Source organism: Brevibacillus nitrificans, from assembly GCF_003710965.1.
GTDB lineage: Bacteria > Bacillota > Bacilli > Brevibacillales > Brevibacillaceae > Brevibacillus > Brevibacillus centrosporus.
In genome coordinates this window covers 1-16,302 of sequence record NZ_RHHU01000005.1, presented here as the reverse complement: position 1 = coordinate 16,302, position 16,302 = coordinate 1, and the positions used below count along the sequence as shown (strand labels likewise).

17 protein-coding genes are annotated in these 16,302 nt (G+C 50.3%); 11 read left to right on the top strand and 6 right to left on the bottom strand.

Features of this window, described 5'->3' with window-relative positions:
* The first annotated feature begins 12 nt into the window (after positions 1-12).
* The 9 genes from EDM59_RS10085 (at position 13) to EDM59_RS10045 (ending at position 8,175) form a co-directional block, all read left to right on the top strand.
* Positions 13-957 carry a carbohydrate ABC transporter permease gene (locus tag EDM59_RS10085; RefSeq protein ID WP_122923503.1) on the top strand — a complete coding sequence of 315 codons (945 nt, stop codon included), beginning with the start codon at positions 13-15 and terminating at the stop codon, positions 955-957.
* Between the two features lie 3 nt (positions 958-960).
* A complete protein-coding gene (locus EDM59_RS10080; protein ID WP_122923502.1) occupies positions 961-1,797 on the top strand; it encodes a carbohydrate ABC transporter permease in 837 nt (278 codons plus the stop codon).
* Between the two features lie 33 nt (positions 1,798-1,830).
* Positions 1,831-2,187, top strand: a complete 357-nt coding sequence (locus tag EDM59_RS10075; RefSeq protein WP_092272863.1) for a cupin domain-containing protein — start codon at positions 1,831-1,833, stop codon at positions 2,185-2,187.
* 50 nt (positions 2,188-2,237) lie between these two features.
* The gene (locus EDM59_RS10070; RefSeq protein ID WP_122923501.1) at positions 2,238-3,320 is read left to right on the top strand and encodes a Gfo/Idh/MocA family oxidoreductase; all 1,083 of its coding nucleotides are present in this window, start codon (positions 2,238-2,240) and stop codon (positions 3,318-3,320) included.
* A 31-nt stretch (positions 3,321-3,351) separates the two neighbouring features.
* Positions 3,352-4,266 (top strand): sugar phosphate isomerase/epimerase family protein, encoded by a 915-nt coding sequence (locus EDM59_RS10065; protein WP_122923500.1) that lies wholly within the window; start codon positions 3,352-3,354, stop codon positions 4,264-4,266.
* Positions 4,259-5,479 (top strand): Tm-1-like ATP-binding domain-containing protein, encoded by a 1,221-nt coding sequence (locus EDM59_RS10060; RefSeq protein ID WP_122923499.1) that lies wholly within the window; start codon positions 4,259-4,261, stop codon positions 5,477-5,479. Before EDM59_RS10065 ends, EDM59_RS10060 begins: the two co-directional genes overlap by 8 nt.
* Positions 5,480-5,492: 13 nt before the next feature.
* The gene (locus tag EDM59_RS10055; protein WP_122923498.1) at positions 5,493-6,344 is read left to right on the top strand and encodes a phosphoenolpyruvate hydrolase family protein; all 852 of its coding nucleotides are present in this window, start codon (positions 5,493-5,495) and stop codon (positions 6,342-6,344) included.
* Positions 6,345-6,359: 15 nt separating this feature from the next.
* Positions 6,360-6,524 (top strand): XapX domain-containing protein, encoded by a 165-nt coding sequence (locus EDM59_RS10050; RefSeq protein WP_122923497.1) that lies wholly within the window; start codon positions 6,360-6,362, stop codon positions 6,522-6,524.
* Positions 6,525-6,639: 115 nt separating this feature from the next.
* Positions 6,640-8,175, top strand: coding sequence for a hypothetical protein (locus EDM59_RS10045; RefSeq protein WP_122923496.1), 1,536 nt, complete (start codon positions 6,640-6,642; stop codon positions 8,173-8,175).
* Between the two features lie 120 nt (positions 8,176-8,295).
* Here EDM59_RS10045 and EDM59_RS10040 read toward each other — a convergent pair whose 3' ends face one another.
* The 6 genes from EDM59_RS10040 to EDM59_RS10015 all read right to left on the bottom strand — a co-directional run bounded on the left by EDM59_RS10040 (position 8,296) and on the right by EDM59_RS10015 (position 13,718).
* A complete protein-coding gene (locus tag EDM59_RS10040) occupies positions 8,296-8,736 on the bottom strand; it encodes a hypothetical protein (RefSeq protein WP_246010984.1) in 441 nt (146 codons plus the stop codon).
* 322 nt (positions 8,737-9,058) lie between these two features.
* Entirely contained in the window at positions 9,059-10,357 is a 1,299-nt protein-coding gene (locus EDM59_RS10035; protein WP_122923494.1) for an MFS transporter, read from the bottom strand.
* A gap of 46 nt (positions 10,358-10,403) precedes the next feature.
* Complete coding sequence (locus EDM59_RS10030) at positions 10,404-11,588, bottom strand: acetyl-CoA C-acetyltransferase (RefSeq protein ID WP_122923493.1); 1,185 nt, start codon at positions 11,586-11,588, stop codon at positions 10,404-10,406.
* 22 nt (positions 11,589-11,610) lie between these two features.
* Positions 11,611-12,366: a 3-hydroxybutyrate dehydrogenase gene (locus tag EDM59_RS10025; protein WP_122923492.1), complete on the bottom strand. Its 756-nt coding sequence runs from the start codon at positions 12,364-12,366 to the stop codon at positions 11,611-11,613.
* 19 nt (positions 12,367-12,385) lie between these two features.
* Positions 12,386-13,045, bottom strand: coding sequence for a 3-oxoacid CoA-transferase subunit B (locus tag EDM59_RS10020; RefSeq protein WP_122923491.1), 660 nt, complete (start codon positions 13,043-13,045; stop codon positions 12,386-12,388).
* Positions 13,032-13,718 (bottom strand): CoA transferase subunit A, encoded by a 687-nt coding sequence (locus tag EDM59_RS10015; protein WP_122923490.1) that lies wholly within the window; start codon positions 13,716-13,718, stop codon positions 13,032-13,034. The genes EDM59_RS10020 and EDM59_RS10015 overlap by 14 nt, the downstream gene beginning before the upstream one ends.
* 193 nt (positions 13,719-13,911) lie before the next feature.
* Here EDM59_RS10015 and EDM59_RS10010 point away from each other — a divergent pair, with 193 nt between their 5' ends.
* Together EDM59_RS10010 and EDM59_RS10005 are read left to right on the top strand one after the other, a co-directional pair.
* Entirely contained in the window at positions 13,912-14,520 is a 609-nt protein-coding gene (locus EDM59_RS10010; protein WP_122923489.1) for a TetR/AcrR family transcriptional regulator, read from the top strand.
* Positions 14,521-14,729: 209 nt separating this feature from the next.
* Positions 14,730-16,040, top strand: coding sequence for a glycosyltransferase family 2 protein (locus EDM59_RS10005; RefSeq protein WP_221176049.1), 1,311 nt, complete (start codon positions 14,730-14,732; stop codon positions 16,038-16,040).
* The last annotated feature ends 262 nt before the right edge of the window (positions 16,041-16,302 follow it).

Below are 16,302 nucleotides of genomic sequence, written 5' to 3'. Positions count from 1 at the left end.
GGAGGGGAAGCGATGAACTCCGTAAATCCGTCACCAGCACAAAGTATGTACGACGTGAAACCCAGAATGCAGCTTCGCCTCTGGAGACGAAAAGCGAAACGTTTGCTGGTTGTTCTCTCCTTTCTGGCACCCGCGCTGCTTTTATACGGGATCTTTATGCTCTATCCGATGATCGACGCGATTCGTCTGAGCTTGTTCGATTGGGACGGAGCCTCGCCGACTATGAATTTCGTTGGCGTTGACAACTATATAAACCTGTTAAAAGACGGAATATTCTTACAATCATTATTGCACAACCTGGTTTGGGTCGTCATCAGTCTCATTCTGGTGGTCATTCCCACACTTGTGCTGGCGGTGATGATTAGCAAGGTCAGAGTTGGCAAGCTGTTCTTTCGCGCAGGATTTTATCTGCCGTCTGTCATTTCTTTGGCGGTAGTTGGCGTGCTGTGGGCCAAAATCTACGATCCGCTCATGGGTCCGGTCAATGTGTTTTTGCAGCAAATCGGTCTTGAGTCCCTCGCACGCAACTGGCTAGGGGAGGAGTGGACTGTGCTGCCTGCCTTGGTAATAGCGGGAACCTGGGCGTTTTATGGATTTTACCTGATCCTGTATCTCGCCGGGTTACAGAACATCGACCATTCGGTGTATGAGGCAGCAGAGATCGATGGAGCCGGGCCAATTCGCAAGTTTTTCAGCATTACGATCCCAAGCCTGCGCAATACCTTGAACGTCGTCATCAGCATGGTGGTCATTTACTCCTTTAAAGGATTTGCTTTGATCTGGGTGATGACCCAAGGCGGGCCGTTTTACAAGAGTGAAGTGGTGTCCACCTACGTCTACAAATCCGCCTTTAGCATGAATAAAGTGAGCTATGCCACAGCTGGCGGTGTTCTGCTGGGAATCATCGTCATTACGCTGACCATACTGTTTAACTACTTGCGGGAAAGGCGGGACTAGCGTATGCGCGGGCAACTGAGTGCGGGACGAAATTCGCAGGTTTTCCTATGGCTGCTTTTGGTCGTCCTCCTGGGCATCATCGTCATGCCGATCTTTTGGGTGATCCTCGGGAGCTTCAAGACTGCTTTTGAAATTGCCAACTATCCGTTTTCCCTGCCAGCTTCTTGGAACTTCGACAATCTGATCGGCGCGTGGCAGCTGGGTAATTTCAAAACCTACTTTTTCAACAGTGCGTTCATCACCATCGTAGGAATGATCATCGTGTTTCTGGTCGCATGCCCGGCTGGATATGTGTTTGCGCAGATGACATTTCCGGGGAACCAAATCTTGTTTTATCTGTTTATCTTGGGACTGTCGCTGCCGGTGCAGGCCATCATCATCCCGGTATTCTTCCAGCTGAAAACGATGGGGTTGGTCGATTCGCTGACTGGAATCACCCTGGTCTCGGTGGGGATGGCTCTTCCGTTCTCCGTCTTCTTGATGCGCAATACCTTCAAAGACGTTCCGAAAGAGCTGCGTGAATCCGCGTACGTGGACGGAGCGGGGGAGTGGAGGACGTACCTGAAAATTATGCTGCCGCTGGCGAAGCCGGGAATCGTGGCACTGATGGTTTTCACGTTTATGAATATTTGGAATGACTTCATGCTGCCGCTTGTTTTGCTGATCTCCGAGGATAAGTACACCATCCCGTTAGGACTGCTTTCTTTCCAGGGGAACAACGCTTCCAATTACGGGCTCATTTTTGGCGGTACGCTGATCAGCATGGTCCCGAGCGTCATTGTCTACCTGATCTTCCAACGACAGTTTGTTGAAGGCATGTCCGCGGGATCAGATAAATAACAACCACAAGATGGGTGAAGGAGAGATTTCAATATGGCTACGATAACTGACTTGAACAAAGAACAATACTTGCTGCCGCAGGAGTGGGGAGGCATTCAATGGCTCTGCGGACACGAGATCGACCCAGAGGCTGAAATGACGTTTGGCATGGTGTATATCAATGCTGGTACATCCAACCCAAGGCATGTTCATCCGAACTGCGAGGAAGTGATTTTTGTCCTTTCAGGTGAATGCGACCACACGCTAGGAGATGAAGTTTTCCATCTGAAGCCGGGCATGATGCTGCGTATTCCGCGGAATGTACCGCATAATGCGACCGTGACCAGCTGGGAGCCGTGCCGGATGATCATTGCCTATTCGGCGGGGGATCGCCAGACCATCGGGGAGTAGTCGCGCCACTTTGCAAGCAAAGACGAAAGGTACAGGAGGTCTGAAGCGAAATGAACCCAATCAAATTTAACTATGAATATGACTCCAAAATAAAGGTGGGCTTCATCGGGTGCGGGGCTCACGCGTTTCGCAACGTATATCCTACATTCGATTACGCTCCCGTAGATCTGGTAGCGGTCTGCGACTTGAGTGCCGAGAGGGCCGAGATCTACCGCAAACGGTTTGGGGCAGAGAAAATGTACACCGACTACAAAGAAATGATCAAGCAGGAGAAGCTGGATGCGGTTTTCGTCGTGCTGAATTTCGATAGAGAAGGAAAGCCGCTCTATCCCAAAATCGTTCCTGATCTGCTGGAAGCGGGACTGCCGGTCTGGATGGAGAAGCCGGCTGCTTACACGGCGGAAGAGGTAGAGCGCATGCTGGAGGTAGAGGAGCGGACTGGGCAGTTCGTGCTCGTCGCCAACAAACGCTACTTCTACCCAACCTTTGAAAAGGCCAAGCAAATCATTGAGCGGGCAGATTTTGGTCAACCCGTTTCCGTAAATGGCCGCTATCCACTGACGCTCACTCCGTATCAGGAAGAGATCGCGACGCGCACTGGCTTGCATTGGTTTCTGGACATTTGCCACCCGATGTCGGGGATTCACTACCTCATGGGTGAAGTAAAAGAGATGTGCTTTATCGAGCATCAGCCAAGTGGGAACGTGCAGGCTCTGCTGCAGTTCAAATCCGGAGCGATCGGCAATCTGCAGCTCTCGTCTACGCAGGCGCCTACCAGTCCGTTGGAGCGATTTGAAATCATCGGCAACCATCAAAACGTGGTCATCGACAACGGCATGCGCCTGATCTACTACAAAGGCTCAAAAGGCAGCGGCGAATACGGCAAAGCACCTGTATACATCGGGGATGACCCGGTGGAGGGACCTGTCCACTGGGAGCCGGAATTCTCCCTTGGCCAGGTGTATAACAAAAATCTTTTCCTGCAAGGAATGGTGCAAAGCGTCAGCTACTTTGCCAACGCCGTATTGAGCGGGCAGCGGATCGAGCGTTCCACACTGAGAGATTCGCTTCATCTCACCAAGATGTTTGACGCATTCAAACAGCGATCCGGCAAATGGATCAGCATCGACTAAAACAAGGATAAGGAAGAGAGGGGAGACTCGTATGAAATTTAGCGTGTTTACCGATATGTTGGGGACGGAAACGTTTGAGCAAGCTTTGCAGGTAGCATCAGAGTTAGGCTTTGCATCCATAGATTTGCGAGCGAGTCTGGATGGCGACACGATCGATACGATCTCACTGGAAAAAGCGAGAGAGCTGAAGACGCAGATCGACCAATCTGGCCTCCAGGTGAACAGTGTAAGCTCCTGGGCGGTGAATACGTGCTCCTTCTTTGGCCCGCCAAAGTACGACAGCCACGATGAAGGTCATCACGAGCAGATGAACCAGGTGCTGGAGAGACTGTTTGACCTAGCGGACATCTTCGAGGCTCCTCTCGTGCGCGTCTATTCTCTCCATCGTCCAGAAGGGTTTGATGAATGGACAGAAGAGAAAAAAGAAGCCGAATATCGCTACAATGCAGCCGTCATGCGCCGCCATGCCGAACATGCGCAGCGCCGCAATAAAATCATCGTGGTAGAAAACGAGCCGCCTACGCTGTCTAGCACGGCAACGGAGCTAGGGATCCTCGCTCGCTACGCAGATCACCCTCATTTGAAAATCAACTGGGATATTCTCAATGGCTGGCGAGCTGGCGAGTATCCGACTGTAGAAGCGTACGAGCATGTAAAAGGGTACGTCTGGCAAACCCATCTAAAAGGGGCGTACCGTCAGCCAAACTCGGTACATGCAAAACATCCGTTTGGGCAATTTGGAAATTTCGCGATTGCGGGACAAGACGATTACGATCACGGGCCGGTCATGCAGGCCATCGCTTTGCACGATCCGCAAGCCGTGATGACGATCGACACCCATTATCCGTCGCTGGATGTGCGAGACAAGGTAGGGGAAATCGAGGTGATGCGCCGAAGCAAGCAGTTTTTTGAAGGGACGGTTGCCGGGGTGATGTCGCATGAGTAAAAAAGCGGTATTGGTCGGGGCACTCGATACAAAAGGGGTAGAGTTCCGCTATGTGAAGGAACTGCTGGAATCACTCGGCGTGAGTACGATCGTGGTGAATACAGGCGTGCTGGATCAACCCGCGTTTTCCCCGGACATCTCCAGTGACGAGGTGGCTCTAGCAGGTGGGATGAGCTTGTCCGAGCTGCAGGCCGAGCAGGATCGCGGAACTGCCGTTGCTGTCATGGCACGCGGCGTGGCGGCTGTAGTAGAACGCTTGAGTGGAGAAGGCGTTGTCGGCGGGGTATTCGGGATGGGAGGGACAGCTGGTACGACGGTCGGAGCGGCAGCGATGAAAGCCGTGCCAATCGGTGTTCCCAAATTGCTGGTTTCCACTGTCGCTTCGGGCAACACCCGCCCGTATGTAGGGGAAAAAGACGTGACCATGATGTATTCCGTCGTAGACATCGCCGGACTGAATTCGTTGTCACGCCGGATTTTGCGCAATGCAGCGTACGCGCTGGCTGGCATGATGGCAGAGACAGCCGATGAAACGAATGAAACGGAAGATAAGCCCATGATTGGCGCTACCATGTTTGGAGTTACCACGCCTTGCGTGACAAGAGTACGGGAGAAGCTGGAACAAAGCGGGTATGACGTGCTGGTTTTCCACGCGACGGGTTCAGGAGGATTGGCGATGGAGGAGCTGGTGAAAGCCGGATTTATCAAAGGAGTGGCCGATGTCACCACAACAGAATTAGCTGACGAGCTCGTGGGAGGCATCTTCAGTGCCGGCCCGAAACGATTGGAAGCAGCAGGTGAGGCAGGTATTCCTCAGGTCGTATCGGTCGGTGCCCTGGATATGGTCAACTTCGGTCCGCCTGAGACCGTTCCTGCTCAGTTTGCGAAGCGGAAATTTTATCAGCACAATCCTACTACGACGCTCATGCGTACGACCGTAGAAGAAAATCGGGAGCTGGGCCGCATGATCGCAGAAAAGCTGAACCAAAGCCATTCCCCAACCGTATTCGTTTTCCCAAAAGGCGGCGTCTCCCTGCTGGATCGAGACGCGCAAGCTTTTGATGGGGTGGAGGAGCGACAAGCATTGTACAACGCACTGAAAGAAAATTTGCGTGCAGACATCTCGTTTGTGGAAATGGAACAGGACATCAATGACCCGGCTGTCGCAGAAGTGATTGCGGCTCACCTTTTGACTATGCTGAAACCATCTTGAGGAGGAAATGAACATGGCTATCGCTAGAAGGGAAATTATCGGCAGGCTACGTCAGCAAGCCGCTGAGAATCGTGCGATTGTCGGCGCTGGAGCGGGTACGGGCCTGTCGGCAAAATGCGCGGAAGAAGGTGGAGCCGATCTCATTATCATCTACAACTCCGGACGTTATCGCATGGCAGGGCGTGGCTCCCTCGCCGGACTGATGCCATATGGCGACGCCAATCAGATAGTAGTGGAAATGGGTGGAGAGGTTCTCCCGATCGTGAAAAACACGCCGGTGCTCGCTGGTGTCTGCGGTACCGACCCTTTCCGCCTGATGGATATCTATCTCAAGCAGCTCAAAGACATGGGATTCTCAGGAGTACAAAACTTCCCGACCGTTGGCCTGTGCGATGGTGTCTTCCGTCAAAACCTGGAGGAGACCGGAATGGGCTACGATCTGGAAGTGGAGATGATTCGCAAGGCACATGATCTGGGGCTGCTCACCACCCCCTATGTGTTCAACGAGGAGCAGGCGATCAAAATGGCCGAGGCAGGTGCAGATGTCCTGGTTGCCCACGTCGGTTTGACCACCAAAGGGACCATCGGCGCTCATACAGCACTCACCCTCGACGAGTCGGTTGACCTGGTGCAGCGCATTCACGACGCAGGCAAATCGGTAAATCCCGACATCCTGGTGATTTGCCACGGCGGTCCCATCTCCGAGCCGGAGGATGCTGCGTACGTTTTGAGCAGAACCAAGGGTGTCGTAGGCTTCTTCGGTGCATCCAGCATCGAGCGGCTGCCGACGGAAATCGCGATCACCCAGCAAGTGAGCAGATTCAAGCGTCTTGACGCCAAATTAACGGATTCCGCGAGAGTCTAAAGGCAGGGAGAGGGATTGAAGGAGCTATTGCTTGCCACATGCTGCGGGGCGATCGTAGGAATGGTTTTCTCTATCGTTAAATTTCCGATGCCTGCCCCAAGTTCCTTGCCTGGTGTTTTGAGTATCTTTGGGATTTATCTTGGTTTTAGGCTTGTCGAGTGGATTCGGGAATTCATGTAAAAGGAGGCGGGAAACCGCTTCTTTTTCTTTTTGACGATTTCACCTGCGTCCTCTGATCATTCTCTGACATTGGGCTGTTACTCTGTTGGAAACGATCAGAGGGAGGACGATTCAAATGGATCTTGACCGACTTGCGAGGATTCAGGAAGAAGAGGCATGGAAGGCTGCTTATGACGAAGAAATCGGCAAACTGGAGATGACATTCCAAGAATTAACCCTGCTGCAATACGAATTGACAACCGAAAAAATCGAGTCTCCCAGACTGAATGAAATTCAGCAGGCGCATTTTCAGATATTTACGGACCCTCGGTTTACAGAGATGCTGGATTTCTGGGAGCAAAGGATCAGTGACCCGAAATGGAAGAGAAGGCTCTCTGTACTGAAAAACAAAGCGCTGCAGGAAGAGATCGAAAGTCATCCTGCTATCGCATCGATCAAGAATTCACTCATGTCTACGATCTTACAGAAGACCTTTACGCTGCATGGGGAAACCTATTCGCTCTCAAATGTGCAAGCGTATCTGATGATGAATCCGGATCGTCCATTACGCGAGGATCTATTCATGGAAACGGTACGGTATGGTAAGGAGACGGCGAGTCAGTTTCGTGAGCTGGTTCTGGCGAGGAATCGTTACGCTCAGGAAAAAGGGTATTCGACTTATTTCCATTTTGTGTTCGAGCACATTTATGGACTGGATTGGGAAATGTACCGGGAACAAGGAATGCAGATGCTGCAACAAACGGATGCCATTTCCAGGGTGTGGGAGTCGCGATTCAAAGAGAAGTTTGGCTGGGAGGATGTTCGATACCATGACTTACTATTCGGAGCCTTAAACTACTACGATCTTCCTGCCGAGGCTTTTCCAAGTGAGAAAATAAACGAAGTCTTAGCGCTTACCTGCGCCTCTTTTGGTGTAGAGCTTTCTTCCACCCCCATTCAAGTGACCCTATGTGATCTGCCCTACGGAGGCATGATGAACGCCATTTCTCCCACGGACATTCGGATTGCTGTACGGAAGCGGGATGGCTATGGTGCGTATAAAATTGCGCTTCATGAGATGGGACATGCGCTGTATGAACATTTTTCCTCTCAGCAGCCACCAGAGCTTTTCCGGTTTAAAGATTTGATCGGACATGAAGCCATGGCGGAGATCTTCATGACCATTTCTGCACAGCCCAAGTGGTTACAAGATGTGTTCCACGTAGAGGATTCCGTGATCAAACAGACGCAGGAGTACGATCACCTCTTTTTTCTGATGGTCACCAAATACTATTTCTATCAAAGTCTGTTGGAGCATGCGATCTATGAAAATCCCGAAGCTGATTTCCAGGAGCTCTCTGATAAATGGGCAGAGGAAGCATTCGGAGTAAAGGGAAGAGCCATGAGTCCATCGGTAGACGTACTCTATTTGGCTTATCCGGTTTACACGCACAGCTATATTTTTGCGGATGGCATACGGGATATGCTGCGAAAGGCGTTTCGCGTGGATGGACTTTACGGAAACCAGCACGTATTTGACGCCATACGCCAATCCTTTATGGAGCCCTCTGAAAGCGAGCCATGGCAGGAGAAACTTCAAGCGCTTTGCAAAGAACCGTTTACGTTTCAATATTTTGCGGATTATCTAGTGGGAAAGAGCCATTTCCAGTGAAAAGCCTATCTAGTCATTAATAGGACAAATTCTCGAAGTGTCGGGAGAGCAAGGTTTTCAAATAAATAGCAAATGGAAAAGAGGCCTTCTTTGGAAAGCCTCTTTTTTCTAAAAGATTAATTAAGGAGTAGTGACAGAAATCGTTCCAGTAGTTTCTCCTAACTGTTTGCTATAGAAACGGATGTAGTATTGTCCAACTGGTAATTCTTGATTACTTGAAAAGCTTAAAGAGCCGTTTCCTTCCAACTGGGCATATCCGAAAACGGAAGCAGTGCCATCGCCGTTACTTCTCAAAATTCGATAGTACATGATTGGAGAGTAGGAGCTATTGTTCTGGGTCACGTTCACGGTGACGTAGCCTGCAGTATTCACGTAGAAATATTTAGAATCTTGATAGTCTGTGCTTTTCTTAAGATTGGTAAAAGTTGCCACCTGTGTAGTGGTAGAGGCAATCGAAACATTCGAAGATTGCTGGTTGGTATTGGCGGCGAATGCAACAGATGGGATAACAGAAGAGGCTGTAAGTAAAGCAAGCACAAGAACTTTAGCGAACTTTTTCATTTCTACCATCTCCTGAATTTTGGATTCATTGAATTATAGCAACATAATCCATTTTTTTACAATATTTTTAGTTGCGAAATATCCATTTTTTTGAAATTTTATTATTTGGTGTGATCATTGATTTTATCAAGATTTTAAGATCACGCTTCCCTTTGCTAGTATTTTCGTCGTTTACCGACCCTGGATTGCGTATTTGCTGACCCTTTAAGAAGGTCATATTATGGGGGAGTCACTCCTTGTAAAAGAACCGCTCACCTGCCAAGTGCAAGGAGCGGTCGTTGTTATGTCTATATAAAAGAACCCGGTACGGAGTAAGCAAAAGCTACGCGACTTTGGCACCGTGCTTCTTCTGGTCTTTGGCCAATTTCAAAGTCAGCAAGGTAATAGCACCGATAGCCAGAATTCCCGAAATGATGAACAGACCTTGGGTAAAGGCGACCGATCCGAGAATCATGGGGCCGACAAATCCACCTAATGCCGCAAAGGAGTTGACCAATGCGATGCCAACAGGAGCGGTAGAAGCGGTAAAGAAGAAGGTTTTGTAGGCAAAGAAGCTGCCCAGAAATCCATACAATCCGACAGAGGTCAGCGTAAGCATGAGGACCATCCAAAATAGCGTACTCGAGTACCCGCAGCCGATGAACCCGATAATCGAAATCAAGAAGCAGACGAATAAATGCTGTTTATGCGCATTCGTACGATCGGAGTTCCAACCGACAAAGAGAAGAGACGGGACCGCGACTACGGACGGAATCATGGCTAGCCAGCCGATTTGCAGGTTGTTCGTTGCGTTTGCCGATAACGATTTAATAATCGTAGGCATCCAAAACGACAAGCCATATACTGCTGTGTACACACCGAAGTACAGAAGGGACAGCTTCCAGACCTTTGAATCCTTGAGCATTTCGCGGGTAGAAGCTTTGTTCACTTGCGCGCTTGCCTTTTGTTCGGCATCCAGCTCCGCTTCCAGCCAATCCTTTTCCTGTTGCGTTAACCATTTGGCTTGAGAGGGCTTGTTGGTCAAGTAAAAAATGACGACGATCCCCAAAAGAATAGCCGGGATGCCTTCGAGAACGAACATCCATCTCCAGCCGGACATTTGCAGCCAAGTGATATTGTCCATGATCCAGGTAGAGAGAGGGGCGCCGATCAATCCGCCAATCGGCAGCGCGAGAACCAGGACAGCCGTTGCGCGGCCTCTCTCGCTAGCGCGGAACCAATACGTCAAATACAGAATAATGCCAGGGAAGAAGCCAGCTTCAGCGATGCCCAAAAGAAAGCGCAGGATGTTCAAATGAGTGGTCGTCTGGGCAAAGCCTGTTAAGATGACGATAATCCCCCAGGAGAGCATGATGCGGGCGATCCACATCTTGGCGCCGACTTTATGCATGATCATGTTGCTGGGGATTTCAAAGAAGAAATAACCGATGAAGAAAATGCCGGAGAGAAGACCAAAAACTTCAGACGTCAGCGCCAGCTCCGCATTCATCTGCAGAGCGGCATAACCGAGGTTGACCCGATCCAGATACGCGACCACATACAGAATCAAGATCATTGGAAGAATGCGCATCATCGTTTTGCGGATGGTACTCTTTTCTATAGAAAGAACAGATTGATCCATGATAGCTTCCCTCGTTTCAAACTAGTATTTTCCGATCAAACGAGAACTAGATTTGCTCATTTTGCAAAATGATAGCGATCCCTTGCCCGCCGCCGATGCAGAGCGAAGCTAATCCGTATTTCACTTGTCGTTTCTTCATTTCAAGAGCCAGCGAGTACGTAATTCGCGAACCGCTCGCACCGACAGGGTGGCCTAAGGCGATAGCTCCTCCGTTGACATTGACTTTTTCCTGATCGATTCCCAGCTCTTTCACGACAGAGAGAGCTTGGGATGCAAAGGCTTCGTTGAATTCAAACAAGCCGATATCCCCTAAAGTGAGTCCTGCCTTTTCCAATGCTTTCTTGCTGGCAGGTACGGGACCGATGCCCATGATGCTCGGGTCCACTCCGGCTACGCCCCACGATACGATCTTGGCGAGCGGCTGCAGCTGATGCTCTTTGACATACTCCGTGGAGGCGAGGAGTACAGCGGCTGCCCCATCGTTAATCCCACTGGCGTTACCCGGAGTGACAGTCCCATCCTTTTGAAAAGCGGGCTTCAATTTGGCGAAGCCTTCGAGTGTGGCACCTTCGCGGATGTGCTCATCCTGAGCGAACAGGATTTCCTCGCCCCTGCGTCCTTTCAGCTTGATGGGAACGATCTCCTCTGCAAAGCGACCGCTCGCTCGGGCAGCGAACGCTTTTTCATGCGACTTCAGGGAGAACTGGTCCTGTTCTTCGCGGGAGATCGAATATTTGACCGCCAGATTCTCTGCAGTGATCCCCATGCCACAGCCAATGTAGCTGTCTGTCAAAGTACCCCAGAGCATGTCATCAACGATAGGGGCTTTATTGGGGGAGCCGAAGCGAGTACCCCGCAATACATGGGGGGACTGACTCATATTCTCGGTCCCGCCTGCGACAATCACCTGGGCATCGCCGAGCGCGATCGTCTGGGCTGCGGATACGATCGACTGCATGCTGGAACCGCACAAGCGATTGAGCGTGAGAGCGGCAGAGGATTCCGTCATACCGCTCCTAAGACCGATATGTCTGGCCAAATAGGCTGAGCAGGTGCTCGTGTGAATGATGTTGCCGAAGATGATTTCATCGACCTCACTTGCAGGGACACCGCTTCGCTTGAGAGCTTCCTGCGTCACGGCCACTCCGAGATCGATGTCGCTCACCTCTTTCAGGGAACCGCCAAAAGAGCCAAAGGCCGTTCTAGCCCCTTCAATCAAGTACGTTGCCATCTGAATTCCTCCTTTGATTTATTTACATGCCGCCTGCGACACTCAGATGTTCACCTGTTATGCCGCTTGCAGCATCTGATGCCAGATAGAGAACCCCGGATGCGACTTCTTCCGGTTCGATAAAGCGGTTCATCGCTTGTCGCGGGTACAAAATGGCTTCGAGTGCTTCCTTTTCAGTCAATCCTTTTACGGTTAAACTATCGAGCTGTTTTTGAACCAAGTCGGTGCGGACGGGTCCGGGTAAGATCGAGTTGGCGGTAATGTTGTAAGCAGCGCCTTCTAAAGCGGTAACGCCTGTCACTCCGATAACGCCATGCTTGGCAGCGACATAGGCCACTTTCTCCGGCGTCGCCAGCTTTCCGTGAACGGAGGAAATATTGACAATCCTGCCGTAGCCTGCTTCCTTCATGTGGGGAAATACATGCTTGGTCATCAGGAAGACTCCGGTCAGCATGACATTTATCAAAAGGTTCCATTTCTCCAAAGGAAACGACTCAATAGGGGAGCGGTACTGAAGTCCGGCGTTGTTCACCAAGACCTCGATGGAGCCCCTTTCCAGGAGGATCTGTGCGATTGCGGATTGAATGCTGGCCTCATCCGTTACATCCAAGTGAATGCCTTTTGCATGCGAGCCGAGGGATGCAGCCGTTTCCTCTGCGGCTTCCCGGTTGAGGTCTGCGATGTAAACAAAGTCATGTTGCTGCGTAAACGCCTGAGCGATTGCTTTTCCGATGCCACCTGCCGCACCTGTCACAATCACGGTTCTTTGCTTTGACACGCTCTCCGTCTCCTTTCTTCTAGCGGCTGCTAGTCTGCAAATGAGGGTTCAGATACTCCAAGGGGAAGCCAACTTTTTCGCTCAGCTCCTCAATCGTCACGTTTTCGAGCATTTCGACGACTTTTACACCGTCCGGGGTAAAGGTAAACACGGCGTAGTCAGAGACGAACAGGTCCACTCGCTTGATTCCGCTCGTTTTGTAGGTGAGCCGGGGAACGAGCTTGGACTCGCCGTCCTTGGTAAAGAGAGTAGCGGCGACGATCACCTTTTTCGCCCCGGCAACCAGATCCATCGCTCCGCCGACACCGAGAATCGGCTGGTTGGGAACCGCCCAGTTTGCGATTTCTCCGTAAAAATCGACTTGCAGGGTACCGAGTACGGCTACATCCACATGGCCGCCGCGAATGAGAGCGAACGAATCGGCGCTGTTGAAAAAGGATGCCCCGCGCAAATAGGTGACAGGCTCTTTTCCGGCATTGATCAGATCGATATCCAGCTCATCCTCGGAAGGAGAAGGACCCATTCCTAGCAAGCCATTTTCCGTTTGCAGGTAAACCTCTTTTTCATCCAAATAGGAGGCTACCAAAGTGGGGATGCCTACTCCTAGATTCACGACCTGCCCGTTTTCCAGCTCCTGCGCAATTCTCTTTGCAATGACGTGTCTCTTATCTTGACTCAACGTACTCCCTCCCGCTCTTTACATATTTGCTCTGGATGACGTAATCGACGTAGGCGTGCGGCGTCACGATATACTCTGGGTCAAGAGCACCGACTTCTACGATTTCGTCTACCTCGGCGATGACGATTTTGCCGGCAGTAGCCATCATTGGATTAAAGTTTCTGGCGGTTGTGTGATAGACAAGATTTCCGAGTCGATCTGCCTTTGCCGCCCTTACGATGGCGACATCGCCTTTAATGGCTTTTTCAAAGATGTACCGCTCGCCGTCAATGATCCGCTCTTCCTTCCCTTGGGCTAGCTCCGTTCCGACAGCTGTTTTGGTATAAAAGCCGCCGATTCCGGCCCCGCCACAGCGAATGGCCTCCGCCAAGGTTCCTTGGGGCAGCAGCTCGATTTCCAGCTCGCCCTTTGTCCAGGCGATCACAGCTTCCCGATTGATCGAAAAGAAGGAGCCTATCGCTTTTTTGATTTTTCCTTGCATGAACAGCTTGTGCAGACCTTGGCCGTTGTCGCCGAGATTATTGCTGACAATGGTCAAATCCCAGATGTCGGTTTCGAGTAGCTCGTCGATGATGGTCAGAGGTGTTCCGGATAACCCAAAACCGCCCGCCAGGATTTGATCACCGCTTTTGAAGTACTGCCGAATGTCGCACGCCTCTACGATCTTGCTCATGTTTTCCCCTCCAGCAAAAGTTCCACCCCAAAATGTAAACGCTCTCTTTTTGAGTGAAAAAAATTTGACACCGTTGTGATTCATTGCCATTTCAGTTAGATTTAAATGGTCTGAAAAGGACCCAAACCAGACTGTAGTCTGATTTTATTAAAATAAATTCTATTCTGTCAATAATCGAATTTGGAGGTTTTTCATGCTTGAACCAAGGCAAAAACAGCGCAGAGGAGAAAAAACACGGGAAAAAATCTTAAAAATGGCGTTAAAACTTTTTAGTGAAAAAGGCTACGATAAAGTAACGGTCGACGAGATCGTTAGCCAAACGGGAACTTCAAAAGGGTCCTTTTATCAGCATTTTTCAGCGAAGTCGGATATCTTCCTAGTGAGATTTGCCGAGGTAGACGAATACTACTCGGAAGTCTATCAATCCTTTCCGAAAGAGATGGATGCCACTGAGAAGATCATGATCTTTATACGTAAACTAATGAGCTTCCTAGAAATGGAAATGGGCAAGGATCTGATGAAAGTGATTTACAGCTCTGCCCTAAACTCCAAAGAGCATACGTACTTCTCCGATTCCAACCGCTCGCTTTTCCGGATTATCCAGCTTTTGCTCGAGGACGCGAAGGAGCAGGGCGTCATTACGACCGAACATACCGTGGAAGAGATGTCGACCATGCTGACACAGAGCATGATGGGCATTATTTATTACTGGGGCTTGCACGACACAAAGCAAAGTCTCGAGGAACTGGCAATGCCGTTGATTACGACAGTGATGCGGGGAATGAAAGTGGAAAAGAGATAGGTCATGAAGCAGCAAAAAGCCCGTTTTGGCAGGTAGCCGAAGCGGGTTTCTTGCTGGAAAGGAAGCGGAATTGGCAGAATTTGATCCCATCCGGCAGAAAAGCTTGTTAGGTATAATGTCCTATAAGAGAAGCGCCCTACATACGAATGATTGGGGAGATGAGAGTGGATGGTTTGCCAAACAAGAATCGGAAATCAACTAAGCCGTTCATGCTTCCCAAAGATAAGTATATCCCTATCCGAAAAAAGTTTTATTACAGCCATGCTTTTGCCTTGGGCTGGATGCTATTTTCGATCTGGTTCTCGATCCCGTGGGTGATAGATTTGGGAGGGCTAGTGAGCGTGCCAGTCGCGCTGTTTGTCATTGTCGGCCTCTCCTATATTCCCGGCTATATGAATGCTTTTATGGTTTCGAGTCTTTTGCTGGACCGTCAGCCCGCGCTGAAGGTTACTCATCCTGCGGAAGAAATCACGATACTCATCGCCTGCCGAAATGAAGAGAATGGCATCGGTGAAACGATACGCTATATTTCGCTGCAAGATTACCAGGGGCCAATCAGCATCATCGTAATTGATAACCATTCAACGGATCGTACAGCGGAAAAAGCGCTGGAGGCCGGGAGCGATTACAACGTCAACGTAAAAGTCATCGAGGAAGCGAAGCCCGGCAAAAACTTTGCATTAAATGCTGCGATTCCACATGTTGAAACGAAATGGATGATTACGCTGGATGCCGATACCTTGCTGCACAAATCCGCGGTTCGCTATATCGTGGCCCGTATGCTGTCCGCTCCGCACGATGTCTGTGCGGTTGCTGGTGCCGTTCTTGTACGGAACAGCAGAGGAAGGCTATTGGCGAGGACCCAGGAATGGGACTACTTTTTGGGAATAGCCAGTATCAAAAGGCTGCAGGGCTTGTTTCAAGGGACGTTGGTTGCGCAAGGGGCCTTTTCCATTTATAAAAAGGAAGCCGTCGCCCAAGTAGGGGGCTGGCCGGATGCGATCGGGGAAGATATTGTCTTGACGTGGAGGTTTCTGGGCAATGGCTGGAAGGTATATTTTGAGCCCTTGGCCGTCGCATTCACGGAGGTGCCCGAAACGTTCACGCATTTTTTCAGACAGCGCAGCCGCTGGGCGAGAGGGATGATTGAGGCGCTCAAAGTGATTAAGCCATGGCAGCAGCCCCTCGCCTATACCAAGTATTTGACAGGCTGCAATTTCGTCATGCCGTACATCGATATCGTCTACACGTTTGTGTGGCTGCCCGGGCTCGTGTTGGCGTTTTTCGGATATTACTGGATTGTGGGAATGACCACTCTTTTGGTTCTGCCGTTGACCTTGCTGCAGAATTCCGTTCTGTATCGCTACCAGAGAAATGTCTTCCGCGTTCTTGAGCTTCGCATTCGCAAAAATGTGCTTGGTTTTTTTGCCTATGTTCTTTTCTATCAATTTTTGATGAGTCCGGTCTCTGTCTGGGGCTATTTTCAAGAGGTGTTTCGGGCCAAGAGGATTTGGAAGTAGAGCTTCATGCATGCTCGGGGTTTAACGGCTTCGCTGTCCGGGTATCATCTTGAGTAGGAAAATTCTGACTCGGGTGGGGGAGCGAAATTGTTTGCGAATCAACTTTATCGGTGTGCATTTCTATTTCTTACGATCACGCTTTGCCGTTTTTTCTTTTCTCCTTTCCCGATCGGCTATGCGCTTGATGAGAATCTAATCCTCAATCCAGGGTTTGAAGCCAAACAGGGGTGGGACAACTGGGGCGGGTTCTACCTGACCCCGG

Bases quoted from the DNA above. Each gene is read 5' to 3' on its own strand.
- EDM59_RS10080 (WP_122923502.1), top strand. From the start codon at position 961: ATGCGCGGGCAACTGAGTGCGGGACGAAATTCGCAGGTTTTCCTATGG.
- EDM59_RS10040 (WP_246010984.1), bottom strand. From the start codon at position 8,736: ATGAAAAAGTTCGCTAAAGTTCTTGTGCTTGCTTTACTTACAGCCTCT.
- EDM59_RS10075 (WP_092272863.1), top strand. From the start codon at position 1,831: ATGGCTACGATAACTGACTTGAACAAAGAACAATACTTGCTGCCGCAG.
- EDM59_RS10085 (WP_122923503.1), top strand. From the start codon at position 13: ATGAACTCCGTAAATCCGTCACCAGCACAAAGTATGTACGACGTGAAA.
- EDM59_RS10060 (WP_122923499.1), top strand. From the start codon at position 4,259: ATGAGTAAAAAAGCGGTATTGGTCGGGGCACTCGATACAAAAGGGGTA.
- EDM59_RS10030 (WP_122923493.1), bottom strand. From the start codon at position 11,588: ATGGCAACGTACTTGATTGAAGGGGCTAGAACGGCCTTTGGCTCTTTT.
- EDM59_RS10010 (WP_122923489.1), top strand. From the start codon at position 13,912: ATGCTTGAACCAAGGCAAAAACAGCGCAGAGGAGAAAAAACACGGGAA.
- EDM59_RS10005 (WP_221176049.1), top strand. From the start codon at position 14,730: ATGCTTCCCAAAGATAAGTATATCCCTATCCGAAAAAAGTTTTATTAC.
- EDM59_RS10070 (WP_122923501.1), top strand. From the start codon at position 2,238: ATGAACCCAATCAAATTTAACTATGAATATGACTCCAAAATAAAGGTG.
- EDM59_RS10065 (WP_122923500.1), top strand. From the start codon at position 3,352: ATGAAATTTAGCGTGTTTACCGATATGTTGGGGACGGAAACGTTTGAG.
- EDM59_RS10055 (WP_122923498.1), top strand. From the start codon at position 5,493: ATGGCTATCGCTAGAAGGGAAATTATCGGCAGGCTACGTCAGCAAGCC.
- EDM59_RS10035 (WP_122923494.1), bottom strand. From the start codon at position 10,357: ATGGATCAATCTGTTCTTTCTATAGAAAAGAGTACCATCCGCAAAACG.
- EDM59_RS10045 (WP_122923496.1), top strand. From the start codon at position 6,640: ATGGATCTTGACCGACTTGCGAGGATTCAGGAAGAAGAGGCATGGAAG.
- EDM59_RS10015 (WP_122923490.1), bottom strand. From the start codon at position 13,718: ATGAGCAAGATCGTAGAGGCGTGCGACATTCGGCAGTACTTCAAAAGC.